The following is a 14,912-nucleotide window of genomic DNA, read 5'->3' as shown; positions in this document are numbered from 1 at the left end:
TTAAATCAACTGATATTCCGGCAATTTTGTAATGTAATTGAACAACCGAATTACGGCAAAATTGGCATTGGGATTTTTAGGGTCAAAATCGTATTTAAGTAAATTCTCCATATCTTTTTGCATCGATTCATTTACATTAAATAACAACCTGTTGGATAATTCGGCAATGATGGTTTTATTATTTCCGTTAGAATCATATTCAATCCTGACCTCTCTTTTTTCCAATTCCTTTTTAGGCTTTGAATTTTCATCATCCATCATCATGTTGGGTACTTTTTTTGAAAGGCCTCGACTGCTGCAGAGTAAATCTGAAGTGTTATTCCGTTGCAGATATACTTGTGAAGTCAGCCATGAGTTGCCACCATCCCAGCCTTTCACATTAATCTGATTATACAAATCCATTCCTTGTCCCCTTAAAAAAGCAACAACCATGGTAGCATCATATTCGCCCAATTGCAATTCGTCAATAAGCTGTAAAATATAAACTAGCGGATCCTTGATTTTATTGCCCGAACGATCTTTGGAAAATTCTTCGGTAAAAATTTTGGTTAGTAATGGCTCGATTTCAAAATTTACTTTTCTGAAATAATCACCATAATATTTGACCAATTCCTCTGAGGGATTATCGTAGAGAAACCATTTCAGAATTTTTCGTGTAATTAAATAGGGAATGTTTTTTTGTTCAAAAATAATATCGACCAAATCATCGGCTTTCCAGTTTCCGGTTTTTCCAAAATAGGTTTTATCGCTGTTGTCTTCTGCTTTTATTTTATAAAGCGCGCCTTCATCACCCGTATTTAATCCTGCCAAAGCGCGTGCACCGTTTTTGATATCTTCTTCGGTATAATTCCCGATTCCGATAGTGAATAATTCCAATAATTCGCGACTTAGGTTTTCGTTGATTTTACCTTTTTTATTATCCACATTATCCAGATACTTAACTATTGCATTCGACTTTACAATCTTTTTGGTCAGTTCCTTGAAATTCCCAAAAGCATTTTCCCGCAAAATCATATTATGCTGATAAATCCAGTAATTGGTTGTGACTTTATTTGAACTTACCACAAAATGATTGTGCCAAAAACAAACCATTTTTTCACGTAGTGGAAATTCATTGGTCTGCATTTTTGCTATCCACCATTTTTTTAGTTCTGCTTTAGCGTTAGTTTCTTTCTTTTGAATTTTCTTTTTCTCCTCCTTATCCAAATTTTTAACGGATTCCCGGGATGCTTTTATTTCAGCAAGCGTTTTGGGATGATCATTTAAAAAAACTGGTACATTTTTATCGAACTTGGCATCATAAGATCGCTTCAGAAACTTTTCTAAACCAAGCTTTTCAATTTTAGCAGCTTCCTTTCCGGAAAAGCCTAATCGTAACGACCAAAGATTGCTTTTTTTCATAACACAGGAATTATTTAGAAATAAGACTTAGTTTTTATGGAAAGGTTTAAATAGGGTGTGCTTAGATTCTGAGCAGCTAAGCCCCTGAGGTTTTGGATAATACTAAAACGAGGAATTTATGTCGATATTATTAATTAAACAATTTAAACACGAACAAAAAAGCAGCTATCACTCAATAACTGCTTTTTTTATACGAATGAATGCAACGTATAAAATTATATTTTTTCAAAACTCTTTAAAAATTAACTCATTTAAGAGGATTTAAGTTAATTTGTCCGGATTCTTCTCAATATTTTTAGTTTCTGAATTAACTCTTCTTTCTAACTTTTTTATATCCTCTTCTGCAGGCAAATTTTCAGGAACAATTTTTCTGTCTAATAATAATTTCCGAACTCCCTTATTATTTTTAATATGTTCAGAAGAAATACTCAATTCATTTGACAAACCTTTATCTTTTGTATTAAATACTGTAATTTCCGTGGCAAAATCTTTAGCTTTTATTACAATTGTAGGCAAAAAATCTGCAAGTGGTCTACTTTCCGGAACACCTAGCTTCTTTTTCATCTCTAATGTGTTTTTACCTCCAAACAAAGCTTGATCACCTTTACTTCTAATTATTCCAAAATTTCTATCGTTACCTGTTTTTTCAAAAATGAGTTCAGATAATTCTTTTTCAGATAAAGTCAGTTTCTGCCTTGCGTTTAATCTTTCCCAATCATCTATTCTTTTAGCAATTACTTCAAACTTTCTTGTTTGTATAGCAAAATAATTTTGTGCAAATGCAATTTGTTCCTTTCTTGAATCCCCGTTTTGAGCAATGAGATAACAGGCATATCTCGTTAGCATAATATCATCAATTTCCCTTTCGGTTCCTGAACCAATAACTACCATTTTGTTGACGTCAACAAAATGGTCTAATACCAGGTGACCCGTGATTTCACAAGAAGTTTTAGCCTTTAAAATAACTTTATTAAAATTTCTCCATTCTGAATACCCTAATAGGTGTTGAATATCTCGTGCAAACCAAAATTCTATACCTGTTTCGGTTTTTTGAGAATGATCTTCAAAATCATTGGTTAGACTTTTTATTAACTCATTTTTCATCTAATTGCATCTTTTTTTAAAGAAAAAGGGAGCTAAATTACTTTAACTCCCAAATAAAAATTACATCTTTTTCTTTATGTAAATTATAACTATACGATAATTCCTGCTTATTGAAGATAGGTTCACTAATTACTGCATTTTTAATTTTATTATGTTCAAAACAAGATATATTAAATATCAGATTTTAAATATAAAATTAACTTCCACACATTTCACAATCCTCAGGACCTGCAGCTTGTGCTTTTAGCAACATTGCTTTGTATTCTTCAACATTGATTTCTTCGGTTTCTGCAACTAAACTTGGTGTTTCTTCTTTTTTATCGTTGTTTAGTGTGAATTTAATCGCATCAACTGCTGATTTTGTTCTTAGGTAATACATTCCTGTTTTTAAACCTGACTGCCAGGCGTAAAAGTGCATTGACGTTAGTTTAGAATAGTTAGCATCCTGCATGAACAAATTCAATGATTGTGATTGGTCAATGAAATAACCTCTTTGTCGTGACATATCAATAATATCTTTCATCGACATTTCCCAAACTGTTTTATATAGCTCTTTCAGGTCTTGCGGAATCACATCAATATTTTGAACTGATCCGTTATGACGCATAATTTCCTGTTTCAACGTTTCGTTCCACAAACCTCTTTCTACCAAGTCATGCAATAAATGTTTGTTTACCACGATAAATTCTCCAGACAATACACGACGTGTGTAAATGTTTGATGTATATGGTTCGAAAGCCTCGTTGTTCCCTAAAATCTGAGAAGTCGAAGCAGTTGGCATTGGAGCAACTAATAATGAGTTGCGAACTCCGTGTTCCATTACTTCTTTTCTTAATGAAGCCCAGTCCCAACGGCCTGATAATTCTTCATCTTTCATTCCCCACATATTGTATTGGAATTCTCCTTTAGACATTGGAGAACCTTCAAATGTAGAGTATGGTCCTTCTTCTTTTGCCATTTCCATAGAAGCGGTTACGGCTGCAAAGTATAGGGTTTCGAAAATTTCCTGGTTTAATACTTTTGCTTCATCGCTTGTAAACGGTAAACGCAACATGATAAAAGCATCAGCCAGACCTTGCACTCCCAATCCTACCGGACGGTGACGCATGTTAGAATTTTCAGCTTCTTTTACCGGATAGTAGTTTCTATCAATTACTTTGTTCAGGTTACGGGTTACACGTTTGGTAACGTTGTAAAGTGCTTCGTGATCAAATTTTCCATTTTCTATAAACATCGGCAACGAAATAGACGCTAAGTTACAAACCGCAATTTCATCTTTAGACGTGTACTCCATAATCTCAGTACACAAGTTAGACGAACGGATTGTTCCTAAATTTTTATGGTTTGATTTACGGTTGGCTGCATCTTTATACAACATATAAGGTGTTCCGGTTTCGATTTGTGATTCCAGGATTTTCTCCCATAATTCACGTGCACGAATAGTCTTTCTTCCTTTTCCTCTAAATTCATAATCCAGATACATCGCTTCGAATTCTTCCCCGTAAACATCGTATAATCCCGGGCATTCGTTAGGACACATTAATGTCCATGACGCATCTTCCTGAACACGTTTCATGAATAAATCTGAAGTCCACATCGCAAAGAATAAATCTCTCGCACGCATTTCTTCTTTACCTGTATTTTTCTTTAAATCCAAAAATTCAAAGATATCAGCATGCCAGGTTTCGATGTAAATCGCAAAACTTCCTTTACGTTTTCCACCACCCTGATCTACGTAACGAGCCGTATCGTTAAACACTCTCAACATCGGAACGATTCCGTTTGAAGTTCCGTTTGTACCACGAATATAAGATCCTGTCGCACGAACGTTATGAATAGAAAGACCAATTCCTCCCGCTGATTGCGAAATCTTAGCTGTTTGTTTTAAGGTGTCGTAAATACCATCAATACTATCATCCTGCATGGCCAAAAGGAAACAAGAAGACATTTGTGGTTTAGGGGTACCTGCATTAAACAACGTTGGCGTTGCGTGTGTGAAGTATTTTTTAGACATTAAATCGTACGTCTCGATTACCGATTTTAAATCGTCTAAATGAATACCAACCGAAACACGCATCAGCATATGCTGAGGTCTTTCAACAATTTTTCCGTTTATTTTTAGCAAATACGAACGCTCCAAGGTTTTGAAACCAAAGTAATCGTAATTGAAATCTCTTGTATAAATGATATGGGAATCTAAGAAAGCTGCATTTTCCTGAATTACTTTAAACACTTCGTCCGAAAGTAAGGGTGCATCCTGACCATTTCTTGGATTTACATAGTGATACATATCTTTCATCGTTTCTGAGAACGACTTTTTAGTATTAGAGTGTAGGTTTGAAATTGCCACACGAGCTGCCAATTGCGCATAATCAGGATGTGCAATAGTCATAGAAGCCGCTGTTTCTGCCGCAAGATTATCTAGTTCAGATGTAGAAACTCCGTCATACAATCCTTCGATAACACGCATGGCTACCTTAACAGGATCTACAAGCTCATTAAGCCCGTAACACAATTTTTTGATTCTTTCTGTAATCTTATCAAACATTACCGGCTCTTTGTGGCCATCTCTTTTTACTACATACATAAGCTTACTTTTTTATTGTTTTTAAAAAATGAAAGACTCCGGAAAACAAATTCCATTGCTTAACATCACGTGTTTTTTATTATTTTTTGAGAATTGCAGGATTCCCATAGCTATTCGGTTTTCAATCTGGAAAACAGATGAAAAAATTGTAAAAATGTTACCGGATCTACGATTTGGGAATGAGATCCAATCTTAAAATTGTCTTAGTATTAGAAACTTTCGTTTCTTAATTTTATTGTCTTTTAGTGTTCGTGGTTGCCACTAAAAATTATTACGTGATCTAAAAATCTGCATCAAATGAAATTTTCTGAGCATCGCTGTCTGTGTTCATCACACCTGATTTTTGATACTCGCCTACACGTTTTTCAAAGAAATTGGTTTTTCCCTGAAGAGAAATCATATCCATGAAATCAAACGGATTCGTTGATCCATAAACACGTTCACAACCTAACTCTACTAATAATCTGTCGGCAACAAATTCTAAATATTGCGTCATTAAAACAGCATTCATACCAATTAAACTTACCGGAAGCGATTCTGTAACAAACTCTCTCTCGATATCTAAAGCATCAACGATGATTTCCTTAATTCTTTCTTTTGACACTTTATTAATAAGGTGATGATTATGCAAGTGTACAGCAAAATCGCAATGTACACCTTCGTCACGCGAAATCAATTCGTTAGAAAAAGTTAATCCTGGCATTAAGCCGCGTTTCTTCAGCCAATAAATAGAACAAAAAGCACCAGAGAAGAAAATTCCTTCCACAGCAGCAAAAGCAATTAGTCTTTCAGCGAACGAATCAGATTCAATCCACTTTAAAGCCCAGTCTGCTTTTTTTCTGATTGCAGGAAAAACTTCCAAGGCATTAAACAATTCTGCTTTTTCTGCTTCATCTTTCACATAAGTATCAATTAACAAAGAATACGTTTCACTATGAATGTTTTCCATCATGATTTGAAAACCATAGAAAAATTTAGCCTCGGCATATTGAACTTCATTTACAAAGTTCTCCGCAAGGTTTTCGTTTACAATTCCGTCAGATGCTGCAAAAAATGCTAAAATGTGTTTGATAAAATACCTTTCCTCGTCACTTAGTTTATTGTTCCAATCTGTTAAATCCTGATGCAAATCGATTTCTTCGGCAGTCCAGAAACTAGCCTCCATTTTTTTATACCATTCCCAAATATCATGATGTTTGATTGGAAAAATAACGAAACGATTCTTGTTTTCTTGTAATATTGGTTCAACTTGTGACATTGCTGTTTTGTTTAATTTTTTTATTGAATTTCCGCTGATTCAGTAGACTACAAAGATTGTCATTTATAGCCAAAAATAAAAGGCAAACTTATTCACAATCGAGGGTAGTTTTTAACAAAGGCAAAAAATTGAAACTTTTTTCAGACAATAATTAAATTATTGTAAATGAGACACTTAAACAACATGATTATACCACAAAGCCCTGTAAAATATAGACTTTTTACAATAAAAAGCAAGGAATTTAAAATTGTTTTTAAAAGTTTTTTTAGCGCTAAAAATTTATTTTTTTGAGTTAAAAAAACTCAGTACAAAGCCATAACTAAGAGGTACAAATTTTTAAGAGTTTTTATGCTCTTCCGCTACTTTTTCGAGTTCTGAATACCAATCTTCCCCAAAACGGCGAATTAAGGCTTCTTTGACAAATTTGTAAACCGGAACTTCTAATTCCTTACCTAAAGAACAGGCATCATCACAAATCTCCCATTTATCATAATTAACAGCGGCAAACTCTGTAAAATCTTTTACACGAATTGGATATAAATGACAGGAAACCGGTTTTTTCCAATCTACGATTCCCTGATTGTAGGCTTGTTCGATTCCACAAAGGGCAGTTTTGCCGTCAAAAATAACGTAAGCACAATCTTTCTCATCGATTAGCGGTGTTTCAAGATCCCCATCAGTTCCTTTTACCCAGCTTCCCTGTGCTTCAATAGCTGCAATTCCTTCCTTACGTAAAAAAGGTTTTACTTTAGGATAAATTTCTTCCAGAATTTTAGTTTCCGCCTCACTTAAAGGTGCCCCGGCATCTCCGTCAACGCAGCATGCTCCTTTACAAGCCGACAAGTTGCACACAAATTCTTTTTCAAGAATATCTTCTGAAATAATGGTTTTCCCTAATTGAAACATGATAATAAAATGCTGAAATTTATAGAGTGCAAAGATAGACAAAGAAAGCAGATAAAAAATTTACCACAAAGATTCGCAGAGACTTTCGCAAGATCCACAAAGAATAATTTAGTTTTGGAACTTTTTTCAATTTAAACTTGTGAATCTTTGCTATAAAATTTTGCAAAACTCAGCGTAACAAATAACAATTGTTATAAATATTACGTTTTTAACAACTTAAACATGTTTTTACAACAAAAGAGTCTTCCTTTCAAAAAATACCTATCTTTATTATCTACCTTTGCAAAAAATTTTAAACACTTAAAATTAAAGTAATATGTTAGAAATCGACTTTAAGGAAATCATCACGGTTGGAATGGTGCTTTTTGCTGTAATTGATATTGTGGGTTCCATTCCGATAATTGTCAATTTAAGAGCAAAAGTAGGTCATATCGAATCAGAGAAAGCTTCTATTGTAGCCGGAACGATTATGATTGTTTTTCTGTTTATTGGAGAGGGTTTGCTTAGCCTTATTGGTATTGACGTACACTCGTTTGCCGTTGCTGGTTCTTTCGTGTTATTTTTTCTGGCTTTGGAAATGATTTTAGGAATCCGTATTTACCGTGACGAAGAACCCGGATCCGCTTCAATTGTTCCGTTGGCCTTTCCGCTAATTGCCGGTGCCGGAACCATGACAACTTTACTTTCGCTTCGATCTCAATTTCATACAATTAACATCATTATTGCAATTTTACTGAACATTATATTAGTTTATATTGTTTTGAAATCCTCTAAAAAAATTGAAGACTTATTAGGTGAAAACGGACTTGGTGTAGTTCGCAAGACATTTGGAGTGATACTTTTGGCAATTGCTGTTAAATTATTCGCTGCTAATGTTAAAGGTTTGTTTGTCTAACAGATATTTTTATAAATTTGCTTCATAAAATTTCTAAAATACAGCTCAAAGATCCCTTGTTCAAAAGCTCTACTTTATTATTTTAGACAAACAATCAGCCTTATGAAAATTTTCACTTCTATTTTAGTGCTTTTAGCACTAGCTTTAATTGTTTTTAATATTACATTGCTGGACTTCAAAAATCCTTTTCAGGGTGATAGTATAGTAGCTTTTATTGGAATCGCCGCTTCATTTTGTGCCGTTTTAATTCTTTTGATTTTTAAAATTTCCAAAAAAATTGAAGAAAAAACCAATGGCAGATAATCTATTTGATGTTTTAATTATAGGAGGAGGAGTTTCAGGTATGTCCTGCGCACTCGTTTTAGGTTCAGGCAGAAACAAGACCTTTGTAACCGATAAAAAAATCGGAATCTTTACCCATCAAAAAAATTCTTCTTTACAGGAAGCTATTTTCTACAATGCTTATGGCATAAAGCCAGGTAAATTAGGATATGAATTATTAGCAGAAAGCACCCAGGATTTATCCCAAACATATCCACACATTTCTCAGATTCCAAATGAGAAAGTAATTAAAGTAGAAGGAGATTTTCCTGAATTCACTGTAATTACAAACAAAAACTCCTATAAAACAAAAATCATCGTTGTTGGAATTGGTTCTGCCAATACTTTTGACATTGAAGGTTTGATGCAATATATTGAACCACACAAAAAAGCCTTACCGGAAAAACAACGTATTCAGCTTAAAAATGAGGATCATAAAGTGACTGAGGGTATTTATGTCATTGGAACTTTAGCAGGCTGGAGAAGTCAATTGGCTATTGCTGCCGGAAGTGGTGCTGCTGTTGCTACGGATATTTTGACTTTATGGAATAATGGTGTGCAAACTCATGCACACGATAGTATTCGATAAAACTCCAAAAAAATTAAACCATATAAAGTGATATAAGTCAATTAATCCTTTCACGTTAATTAAATGAACTTATAGGGTTTGTAAAATTTATTTTACCGAAATAATCTCCTTCACTTTTATATGTTTCCCGGTATCAGTTTTCCAGATTTCTCCTTTTAAAGTTACTTCTTCGCCTTCTTTCAATTGCTTGTAGTTTTGAGGTCCGCCAACATTTACAATACTGATGACAGCAAAATAAATCTCATCTTTATCAGTATTAATTTTTGCTGTATAGCCATCTTTTCCAAACTCAATCGACTGCACTTTTCCTGAAACCGTGTTTTTATCTTTTATACAAGCACATGAAATCACAAAAGTCATTATTAAAAACAGAAAGTATATTTTTTTTAGATTTTTCATTTTTATATTATTCATAAAGTTCGTTAAGATTGACGCAACTTTATTTACACAATATTTTAAAAAAGCAGTATTATTTATTGCAGGACAACACAACTTCCGGCTATTATTTTTAAATTTCCTTCATATTGTTTCCAGACTCTGATATAACGAAAAACCCCATCAATTACGGTATTGTCATAAGTTCCCTTTAATGAAACGGTAACAGCAACCACAGCGGTATTATCAATTATATTTATAATTTGATCTGAAGCTTCAACTGATTCTATTTTCATTTTACCTGAACGATAGGCGTCTAAATCAAATTCTTTGGTAATAGTTTGCCCAGTTGGCAAATTGAAAAGCAAATCCTCATGCAGAATTTTTTCTAAAATTAAAACATCTGAATTTTTAATTGCAGTTAATAATTCTATTTCTGATTGTATAATCGCATCTTTTTCCATTACAATTATTTCTTCTGGTTTAAAACAGTTTTGATCATTACGTCATCTTTCAAAATCACATCATAATAATACAATTCCCCATATAATTGTCGGGCAAATTCAGCTGTAATATGTCGATTTACCAAGGTTTTGGTTTTATCTAATTTTAATTCCAGGCCTGTTTGCAAAATGTAGTTTTTGAATTTCATGAAATAAGCATCAGAGTTTTTCATCTTATCCAAAAACTCATTAAAATGAAGCCCTGCAAAAGCATTCCGGTTTTTATCCAATTCTTCAAAAACAAAATGTCCTACAATACCTGTTTGCAGCAAATAGGCAACATTTTCGTTTCCGTGTTCTGCTTCCATCGGAACAAAAACATCAGGAACGATTCCGCCACCGCCATACACAATTTTACCCTTTGGTGTTTTAAATTTTAAAGAATCAGCAACTTTTATACTGTCTTTTGCATATAATTCACCTGATTTTATACGGGATTCCGATTCTTTATAATATTCTTCGTTTCCTTTGGTATATGGTTTTTGAATTGACCTTCCCGTTGGCGTGTAATACCTGGCAATTGTTAATCGTACCGCTGATCCGTCATTGAAATCCATTTCACGCTGCACCAATCCTTTACCGAAAGAACGACGCCCTACAATAGTTCCACGATCATTATCCTGAATAGCTCCAGCTAAGATTTCACTTGCAGAAGCACTGTTTTCATTAATTAAAATCGTTACTTTCCCCGTTTCAAAACTACCTTTTTCTGTAGCGTATGTTTTCTCGGTACTGCCATTTTTATTTTTTGTAAAAACAATGAGTTGTTTGTCTTTCAGGAATTCATCGGCAATAGCCACGGCTTCTTCCATGTAACCACCTCCATTATCCCGAAGGTCAATAACTAAGGATTGAATCCCTTTTTGCTGCAATCTGGTTAAACCTAATTTGAATTCCTTATAAGTAGTTTCGGCAAAGCGGTTTATTTTGATGTAACCAGTATTATTGGCGAGTAATAAAGAAGCGTCAACACTTTTTAGCGGAATAACATCTCTTTTGATTTTAAATTTAAGCTGTTTTTGTTCTGATTTTCTAAAGACAGTCAATTCTATTTCAGTGCCTTTTACTCCTTTCAGTTTTGAGAACAAACTATCAGAAGGCAGCTTTCTTCCATACAATTTTGTTTTTCCAGCAAATAAAATCCGGTCACCTGATTTTAATCCGGCTTTCGCCGAAGGGCCATTTTCAACAGGTTTTATAATCGCCACAGAATCTTTGTACATATAAAAATTGATTCCGATTCCAACAAAATCACCTCTCATGCTTTCAGCAACTTCAGCCTGTTCACTTGGCGGAATATAAACCGAATGCGGATCTAGTTTAGACAGGATATTATCAACGGTCAGATTCACAATCGAATCAGTATTCACACTATCAACATACTCATTATTGATAAAATCAATCAGTTTATTAAGTTTTGTCTTGGAATTATTTTTAGCCAAAAGACTATCCTCAACAGGAGCATTCATCATGCTTCCGAGAACGGTTCCAAGAGCAAAAACTGCTCCTATAATGATGGGTAAATATTTTGGGTTAATTTTCATTTATTCTTCTAAAACAGGTATGTGTTCTACTTCGACCCCTGCTTTTATTAAAAACTGGATTCCGGAATCGTCGCGGTATCCATTTTGATACACCACTCTTTTAATGCCTGACTGATGTATTAATTTGCTGCATTCCTTGCATGGGGAAAGCGTAATATATAAAGTTGCCCCTTCGCAGGATTGGGTTGACCTCGCCACTTTTAAAATCGCATTCGCCTCAGCATGCAAAACATCCCAGCGTGTTAATCCGTCTTCATCTTCGCAACAATTTTCAAATCCGGATGGCGTTCCGTTATATCCATCAGAAATAATCATTCTGTCTTTTACGATTATAGCGCCTACCTGCTTGCGTTTACAATACGACAGCAAACCCCATTCTTTAGCAATTCGTAAATACGCCTTATCGTATTTATTTAATTTTTTTATATCCATTTATTATTATCTGTTCCAAATTGGACTTTCAACAATCATCGGAATCACAACTCCGATTATGAAAGCCGACATCACTAATGCCCAATCGCGTTTTGAAAAACGAAATATGGTCTGTACTATATACGATATTATCAAAACCACAAAAACCACTATCAATTGTGCCACTTCAATTCCAAGGGCAAATTCCAGTAAAGGTACTAATTTTGAGGAAGGTGTTCCTCCTAAAATAGTCCTGAAATAATTTGAAAATCCAAGTCCGTGAATGATTCCAAAAAACAATGTTACAAAAAAGATCAGGTTAACACTTTCATTCTTTGATGCTTTTCCAGCAGTAAATAGATGAAAAAATGCCGTTACTAAAATCGTAATCGGAATCAGAAATTCTACTATATTGGCTTTTACGGCTATTATTCCAAAAACAGAAAGCAATAAAGCCAATGTGTGTCCAATTGTAAATACAGAAACCAATAATAAAATCCGTTTCCAGTCCTTAAATCCATACGGAATCGTTAAAGCTATTAAAAACAATACATGGTCATAAGCATGAATATCCAAAACATGTTTTAAACCTATCTGAAAATAAATCCAAAATTCTGACATGAGGTAACTGGTATTAATTGATTTAAGGGGTTGTAAACTTACGATTTATTTTGAAAATTAAAGAAAGCCCCATATTAAAACAACGGATAAAAATAAGTTAAATTTTATGAGAACTTTAAAATTTATAATTTAAAATAAAAATTATCTTTGTGGCATAAAAAACACCATAATTATGTCATTTTCAGATTTATTTGATAGCGAATTCAAGCAAAGAAATAAAGGTCACTTTTCAGCTATTGTTCGTGTAGCATTAGCAGACGGGGCTTTACATCCTGAAGAAAAAAATTTCCTGGATAAATTAGCTTCACGTTTAGAAATTTCAGAAACCGAATATGAAGAAATTCTTGAAGATCCGTTAAAATACCCAATCAATCCTCCTTATTTACATGTTCAGCGTTTAGAGCGTTTGTACGATTTAACCAGAATGGTACATATTGATCATCATTTAGAAGACAAACAGGAAGTAATGTTGAGAAAATTAGGTGTTGCTTTAGGATTTACTCCAGGCAACGTAAATTATATCATTGCAAAAGCATTGTCATTAGTAGATAAAAAAGTAGATGCTGACACTTTTGTCTATGAAATGCAACACATGCATAAATAGTAATCAGTTATCAGTCGCAGTTTAAAGTCGCAGTTTACAGTTTTACACTGAGACTAAAAACTGAGACTGAGACTGTAAACTGAGACTAAAAAAACAAAACCCGATAATTTTATTATCGGGTTTTGTTTTTTTAAAAGGCTTCTGCCATAAATTCTTCAGCTTTTTCGACCATATTGTAACTTCCGCAGAAAAACGGAACTCTTTGATGTAATTCAGTTGGCTGGATTTCCATAATTCTCCCAAAACCGTCAGTTGCTTTTCCGCCGGCCTGTTCTGCAATAAATGCCATTGGGTTACATTCATACAACAAACGTAATTTTCCTTTTGGCGCTTTCGAACTTGTCGGATATAAATAAATACCGCCTTTGATCATATTCCGATGAAAATCAGAAACCAGGCTTCCAATGTATCTTGATGTATAAGGTCTGTCTTCTTCTTCCCTTTGACAATATTTGATGTAATTTTTCACTCCTTGCGGAAAATGTACGTAATTCCCTTCGTTTACCGAATAAATATTTCCGTTTTCCGGAAATTTCATATTTGGGTGTGACAAATAAAATGTTCCAATTGCCGGATTCAGGGTAAAACCATTAACACCATGTCCGGTTGTGTAAACCAACATTGTTGAAGTACCGTAAATTACATAACCTGCAGCAACCTGATTAACTCCCGGCTGTAAAAAATCCTCGCTTGTTACCGGGGTTCCAATTGGTGTGATTCTTCTGAAAACAGAAAAGATAGTTCCCAGGGAAACATTCACATCAATATTTGAAGATCCGTCAAGCGGATCCATTAAGATCACGTACTTATTATTATTACTGTTGTCGCTCCCCTTGACAGTAATAAATTCGTCGTTTTCTTCAGAAGCTATTCCACAGACAATCTCACGGTTTATTAATGTCTGGATAAATACTTCGTTTGCATACACATCTAATTTCTGCTGATCTTCTCCCTGAATATTTTGTTCGCCTACGGCGCCAATTATATCCACTAATCCAGCTTTGTTTACCTTATAGTTGACGACTTTTGCCGCCAAACGTATAGAGTTGATAATTCGGGATAGTTCCCCTGATGAATACTGAAATGCTTTTTGGTTCTCAATAATAAACTCTCCCAGTGTTTTATTGCGTTCTTCCATTTGCTATATCGTTATAGTTTTTAGTTATAAGTCACAAATATCGCTTTTTTTGTGAGAATGATTCAAAAATTATTTCGTTAGTTTGCCAGTATTGTATATTTGCTAATTAAATGCGAAAAGTATCGGATAAAAAAATACTTATTTCGCTAATCACTGATTAAAAATAGGAATTATGAATATTAGAAAAGGAAATCCTGAAGACATGACATCAGTTTTAGAGCTGATTCAGGAACTTGCAATATTCGAAAAAGAACCTGATGCGGTCTTAATAACTGTTGACGATTTAATACGTGATGGTTTTGGTGAAAAACCGCTATTTCACGTATTTGTAGCAGAGGCCGACAAGGAAATTGTTGGAATTGCATTATATTATTACCGTTATTCTACCTGGAAGGGAAAAACGATTCATCTTGAAGATCTAATTGTGAAAGAAAAAATGCGCGGTACCGGTTTAGGATCTGCACTTTATTCTGAAATTATGAAGCAGGGAAAAAAAGACAACGTTAGAAGAATTGAATGGAATGTTTTGGACTGGAATGTACCAGCTGTAAAATTTTACGAGAATTCAGGCGCAAAAATTCTCGACGGATGGCAGGTTGTTCAAATGGATGAAGCGGGAATTAATTCGTTCTTAGAAAAATTATAAAGAATACCA

General features: G+C 34.1%; 16 protein-coding genes. 5 read left to right on the top strand and 11 right to left on the bottom strand.

The genetic code is table 11. From position 1 onward, the window contains the following. The 5 genes from J2W48_RS08535 to J2W48_RS08515 all read right to left on the bottom strand — a co-directional run bounded on the left by J2W48_RS08535 (nucleotide 1) and on the right by J2W48_RS08515 (nucleotide 7,256). A complete protein-coding gene (locus tag J2W48_RS08535; protein WP_310280332.1) occupies nucleotides 1-1,401 on the bottom strand; it encodes a DUF1800 domain-containing protein in 1,401 nt (466 codons plus the stop codon). Nucleotides 1,402-1,662: 261 nt separating this feature from the next. Next, nucleotides 1,663-2,505 (bottom strand): DNA damage-inducible protein D, encoded by an 843-nt coding sequence (dinD, locus tag J2W48_RS08530; RefSeq protein WP_310280331.1) that lies wholly within the window; start codon nucleotides 2,503-2,505, stop codon nucleotides 1,663-1,665. 196 nt (nucleotides 2,506-2,701) lie between these two features. Further along, complete coding sequence (locus J2W48_RS08525; RefSeq protein ID WP_310280329.1) at nucleotides 2,702-5,092, bottom strand: ribonucleoside-diphosphate reductase subunit alpha; 2,391 nt, start codon at nucleotides 5,090-5,092, stop codon at nucleotides 2,702-2,704. Nucleotides 5,093-5,372: 280 nt separating this feature from the next. Beyond that, nucleotides 5,373-6,350 carry a ribonucleotide-diphosphate reductase subunit beta gene (locus J2W48_RS08520; protein WP_310280328.1) on the bottom strand — a complete coding sequence of 326 codons (978 nt, stop codon included), beginning with the start codon at nucleotides 6,348-6,350 and terminating at the stop codon, nucleotides 5,373-5,375. A gap of 336 nt (nucleotides 6,351-6,686) precedes the next feature. Next, nucleotides 6,687-7,256 (bottom strand): DUF3109 family protein, encoded by a 570-nt coding sequence (locus tag J2W48_RS08515; protein WP_310280327.1) that lies wholly within the window; start codon nucleotides 7,254-7,256, stop codon nucleotides 6,687-6,689. 316 nt (nucleotides 7,257-7,572) lie between these two features. Between J2W48_RS08515 and J2W48_RS08510 the strand changes: the two genes are divergently transcribed. From J2W48_RS08510 to J2W48_RS08500, 3 genes are all read left to right on the top strand, one after another. Further along, complete coding sequence (locus tag J2W48_RS08510) at nucleotides 7,573-8,151, top strand: MarC family protein (protein ID WP_310280326.1); 579 nt, start codon at nucleotides 7,573-7,575, stop codon at nucleotides 8,149-8,151. Nucleotides 8,152-8,253: 102 nt separating this feature from the next. Further along, nucleotides 8,254-8,454, top strand: a complete 201-nt coding sequence (locus J2W48_RS08505; protein WP_310280325.1) for a hypothetical protein — start codon at nucleotides 8,254-8,256, stop codon at nucleotides 8,452-8,454. Further along, entirely contained in the window at nucleotides 8,444-9,061 is a 618-nt protein-coding gene (locus J2W48_RS08500) for an FAD-dependent oxidoreductase (RefSeq protein ID WP_310280324.1), read from the top strand. Before J2W48_RS08505 ends, J2W48_RS08500 begins: the two co-directional genes overlap by 11 nt. 87 nt (nucleotides 9,062-9,148) lie before the next feature. Here J2W48_RS08500 and J2W48_RS08495 read toward each other — a convergent pair whose 3' ends face one another. From J2W48_RS08495 to J2W48_RS08475, 5 genes are all read right to left on the bottom strand, one after another. Further along, entirely contained in the window at nucleotides 9,149-9,460 is a 312-nt protein-coding gene (locus J2W48_RS08495) for a hypothetical protein (protein ID WP_310280323.1), read from the bottom strand. A gap of 74 nt (nucleotides 9,461-9,534) precedes the next feature. Continuing rightward, complete coding sequence (locus J2W48_RS08490; RefSeq protein WP_310280322.1) at nucleotides 9,535-9,900, bottom strand: nuclear transport factor 2 family protein; 366 nt, start codon at nucleotides 9,898-9,900, stop codon at nucleotides 9,535-9,537. 5 nt (nucleotides 9,901-9,905) lie between these two features. Beyond that, entirely contained in the window at nucleotides 9,906-11,483 is a 1,578-nt protein-coding gene (locus J2W48_RS08485; RefSeq protein WP_310280321.1) for a S41 family peptidase, read from the bottom strand. Continuing rightward, nucleotides 11,484-11,915, bottom strand: a complete 432-nt coding sequence (locus J2W48_RS08480; RefSeq protein ID WP_310280320.1) for a deoxycytidylate deaminase — start codon at nucleotides 11,913-11,915, stop codon at nucleotides 11,484-11,486. A gap of 6 nt (nucleotides 11,916-11,921) precedes the next feature. Continuing rightward, on the bottom strand, nucleotides 11,922-12,515 hold the full coding sequence (locus tag J2W48_RS08475; protein ID WP_310280318.1) for a HupE/UreJ family protein: 594 nt from the start codon (nucleotides 12,513-12,515) through the stop codon (nucleotides 11,922-11,924). A 172-nt stretch (nucleotides 12,516-12,687) separates the two neighbouring features. Here J2W48_RS08475 and J2W48_RS08470 point away from each other — a divergent pair, with 172 nt between their 5' ends. After that, nucleotides 12,688-13,119: a tellurite resistance TerB family protein gene (locus J2W48_RS08470; protein ID WP_310280316.1), complete on the top strand. Its 432-nt coding sequence runs from the start codon at nucleotides 12,688-12,690 to the stop codon at nucleotides 13,117-13,119. Between the two features lie 130 nt (nucleotides 13,120-13,249). On the opposite strand, the gene fbp is transcribed toward J2W48_RS08470, so the two are convergent. Next, nucleotides 13,250-14,257 carry a class 1 fructose-bisphosphatase gene (gene fbp, locus J2W48_RS08465; protein ID WP_310280315.1) on the bottom strand — a complete coding sequence of 336 codons (1,008 nt, stop codon included), beginning with the start codon at nucleotides 14,255-14,257 and terminating at the stop codon, nucleotides 13,250-13,252. Nucleotides 14,258-14,429: 172 nt separating this feature from the next. Between fbp and J2W48_RS08460 the strand changes: the two genes are divergently transcribed. Then, entirely contained in the window at nucleotides 14,430-14,903 is a 474-nt protein-coding gene (locus J2W48_RS08460) for a GNAT family N-acetyltransferase (protein WP_310280314.1), read from the top strand. The last annotated feature ends 9 nt before the right edge of the window (nucleotides 14,904-14,912 follow it).

Origin of the sequence: Flavobacterium piscis, assembly GCF_031457575.1 — a bacterium.
Classification (GTDB): Bacteria; Bacteroidota; Bacteroidia; order Flavobacteriales; family Flavobacteriaceae; genus Flavobacterium; species Flavobacterium piscis_A.
The sequence above is the reverse complement of the archived record's forward strand: the minus strand, read 5'-3'. Positions and strand labels throughout refer to the sequence as shown.

Bases quoted from the DNA above. Each gene is read 5' to 3' on its own strand.
- J2W48_RS08535 (WP_310280332.1), bottom strand. From the start codon at position 1,401: ATGAAAAAAAGCAATCTTTGGTCGTTACGATTAGGCTTTTCCGGAAAG.
- dinD (WP_310280331.1), bottom strand. From the start codon at position 2,505: ATGAAAAATGAGTTAATAAAAAGTCTAACCAATGATTTTGAAGATCAT.
- J2W48_RS08525 (WP_310280329.1), bottom strand. From the start codon at position 5,092: ATGTATGTAGTAAAAAGAGATGGCCACAAAGAGCCGGTAATGTTTGAT.
- J2W48_RS08520 (WP_310280328.1), bottom strand. From the start codon at position 6,350: ATGTCACAAGTTGAACCAATATTACAAGAAAACAAGAATCGTTTCGTT.
- J2W48_RS08515 (WP_310280327.1), bottom strand. From the start codon at position 7,256: ATGTTTCAATTAGGGAAAACCATTATTTCAGAAGATATTCTTGAAAAA.
- J2W48_RS08510 (WP_310280326.1), top strand. From the start codon at position 7,573: ATGTTAGAAATCGACTTTAAGGAAATCATCACGGTTGGAATGGTGCTT.
- J2W48_RS08505 (WP_310280325.1), top strand. From the start codon at position 8,254: ATGAAAATTTTCACTTCTATTTTAGTGCTTTTAGCACTAGCTTTAATT.
- J2W48_RS08500 (WP_310280324.1), top strand. From the start codon at position 8,444: ATGGCAGATAATCTATTTGATGTTTTAATTATAGGAGGAGGAGTTTCA.
- J2W48_RS08495 (WP_310280323.1), bottom strand. From the start codon at position 9,460: ATGAAAAATCTAAAAAAAATATACTTTCTGTTTTTAATAATGACTTTT.
- J2W48_RS08490 (WP_310280322.1), bottom strand. From the start codon at position 9,900: ATGGAAAAAGATGCGATTATACAATCAGAAATAGAATTATTAACTGCA.
- J2W48_RS08485 (WP_310280321.1), bottom strand. From the start codon at position 11,483: ATGAAAATTAACCCAAAATATTTACCCATCATTATAGGAGCAGTTTTT.
- J2W48_RS08480 (WP_310280320.1), bottom strand. From the start codon at position 11,915: ATGGATATAAAAAAATTAAATAAATACGATAAGGCGTATTTACGAATT.
- J2W48_RS08475 (WP_310280318.1), bottom strand. From the start codon at position 12,515: ATGTCAGAATTTTGGATTTATTTTCAGATAGGTTTAAAACATGTTTTG.
- J2W48_RS08470 (WP_310280316.1), top strand. From the start codon at position 12,688: ATGTCATTTTCAGATTTATTTGATAGCGAATTCAAGCAAAGAAATAAA.
- fbp (WP_310280315.1), bottom strand. From the start codon at position 14,257: ATGGAAGAACGCAATAAAACACTGGGAGAGTTTATTATTGAGAACCAA.
- J2W48_RS08460 (WP_310280314.1), top strand. From the start codon at position 14,430: ATGAATATTAGAAAAGGAAATCCTGAAGACATGACATCAGTTTTAGAG.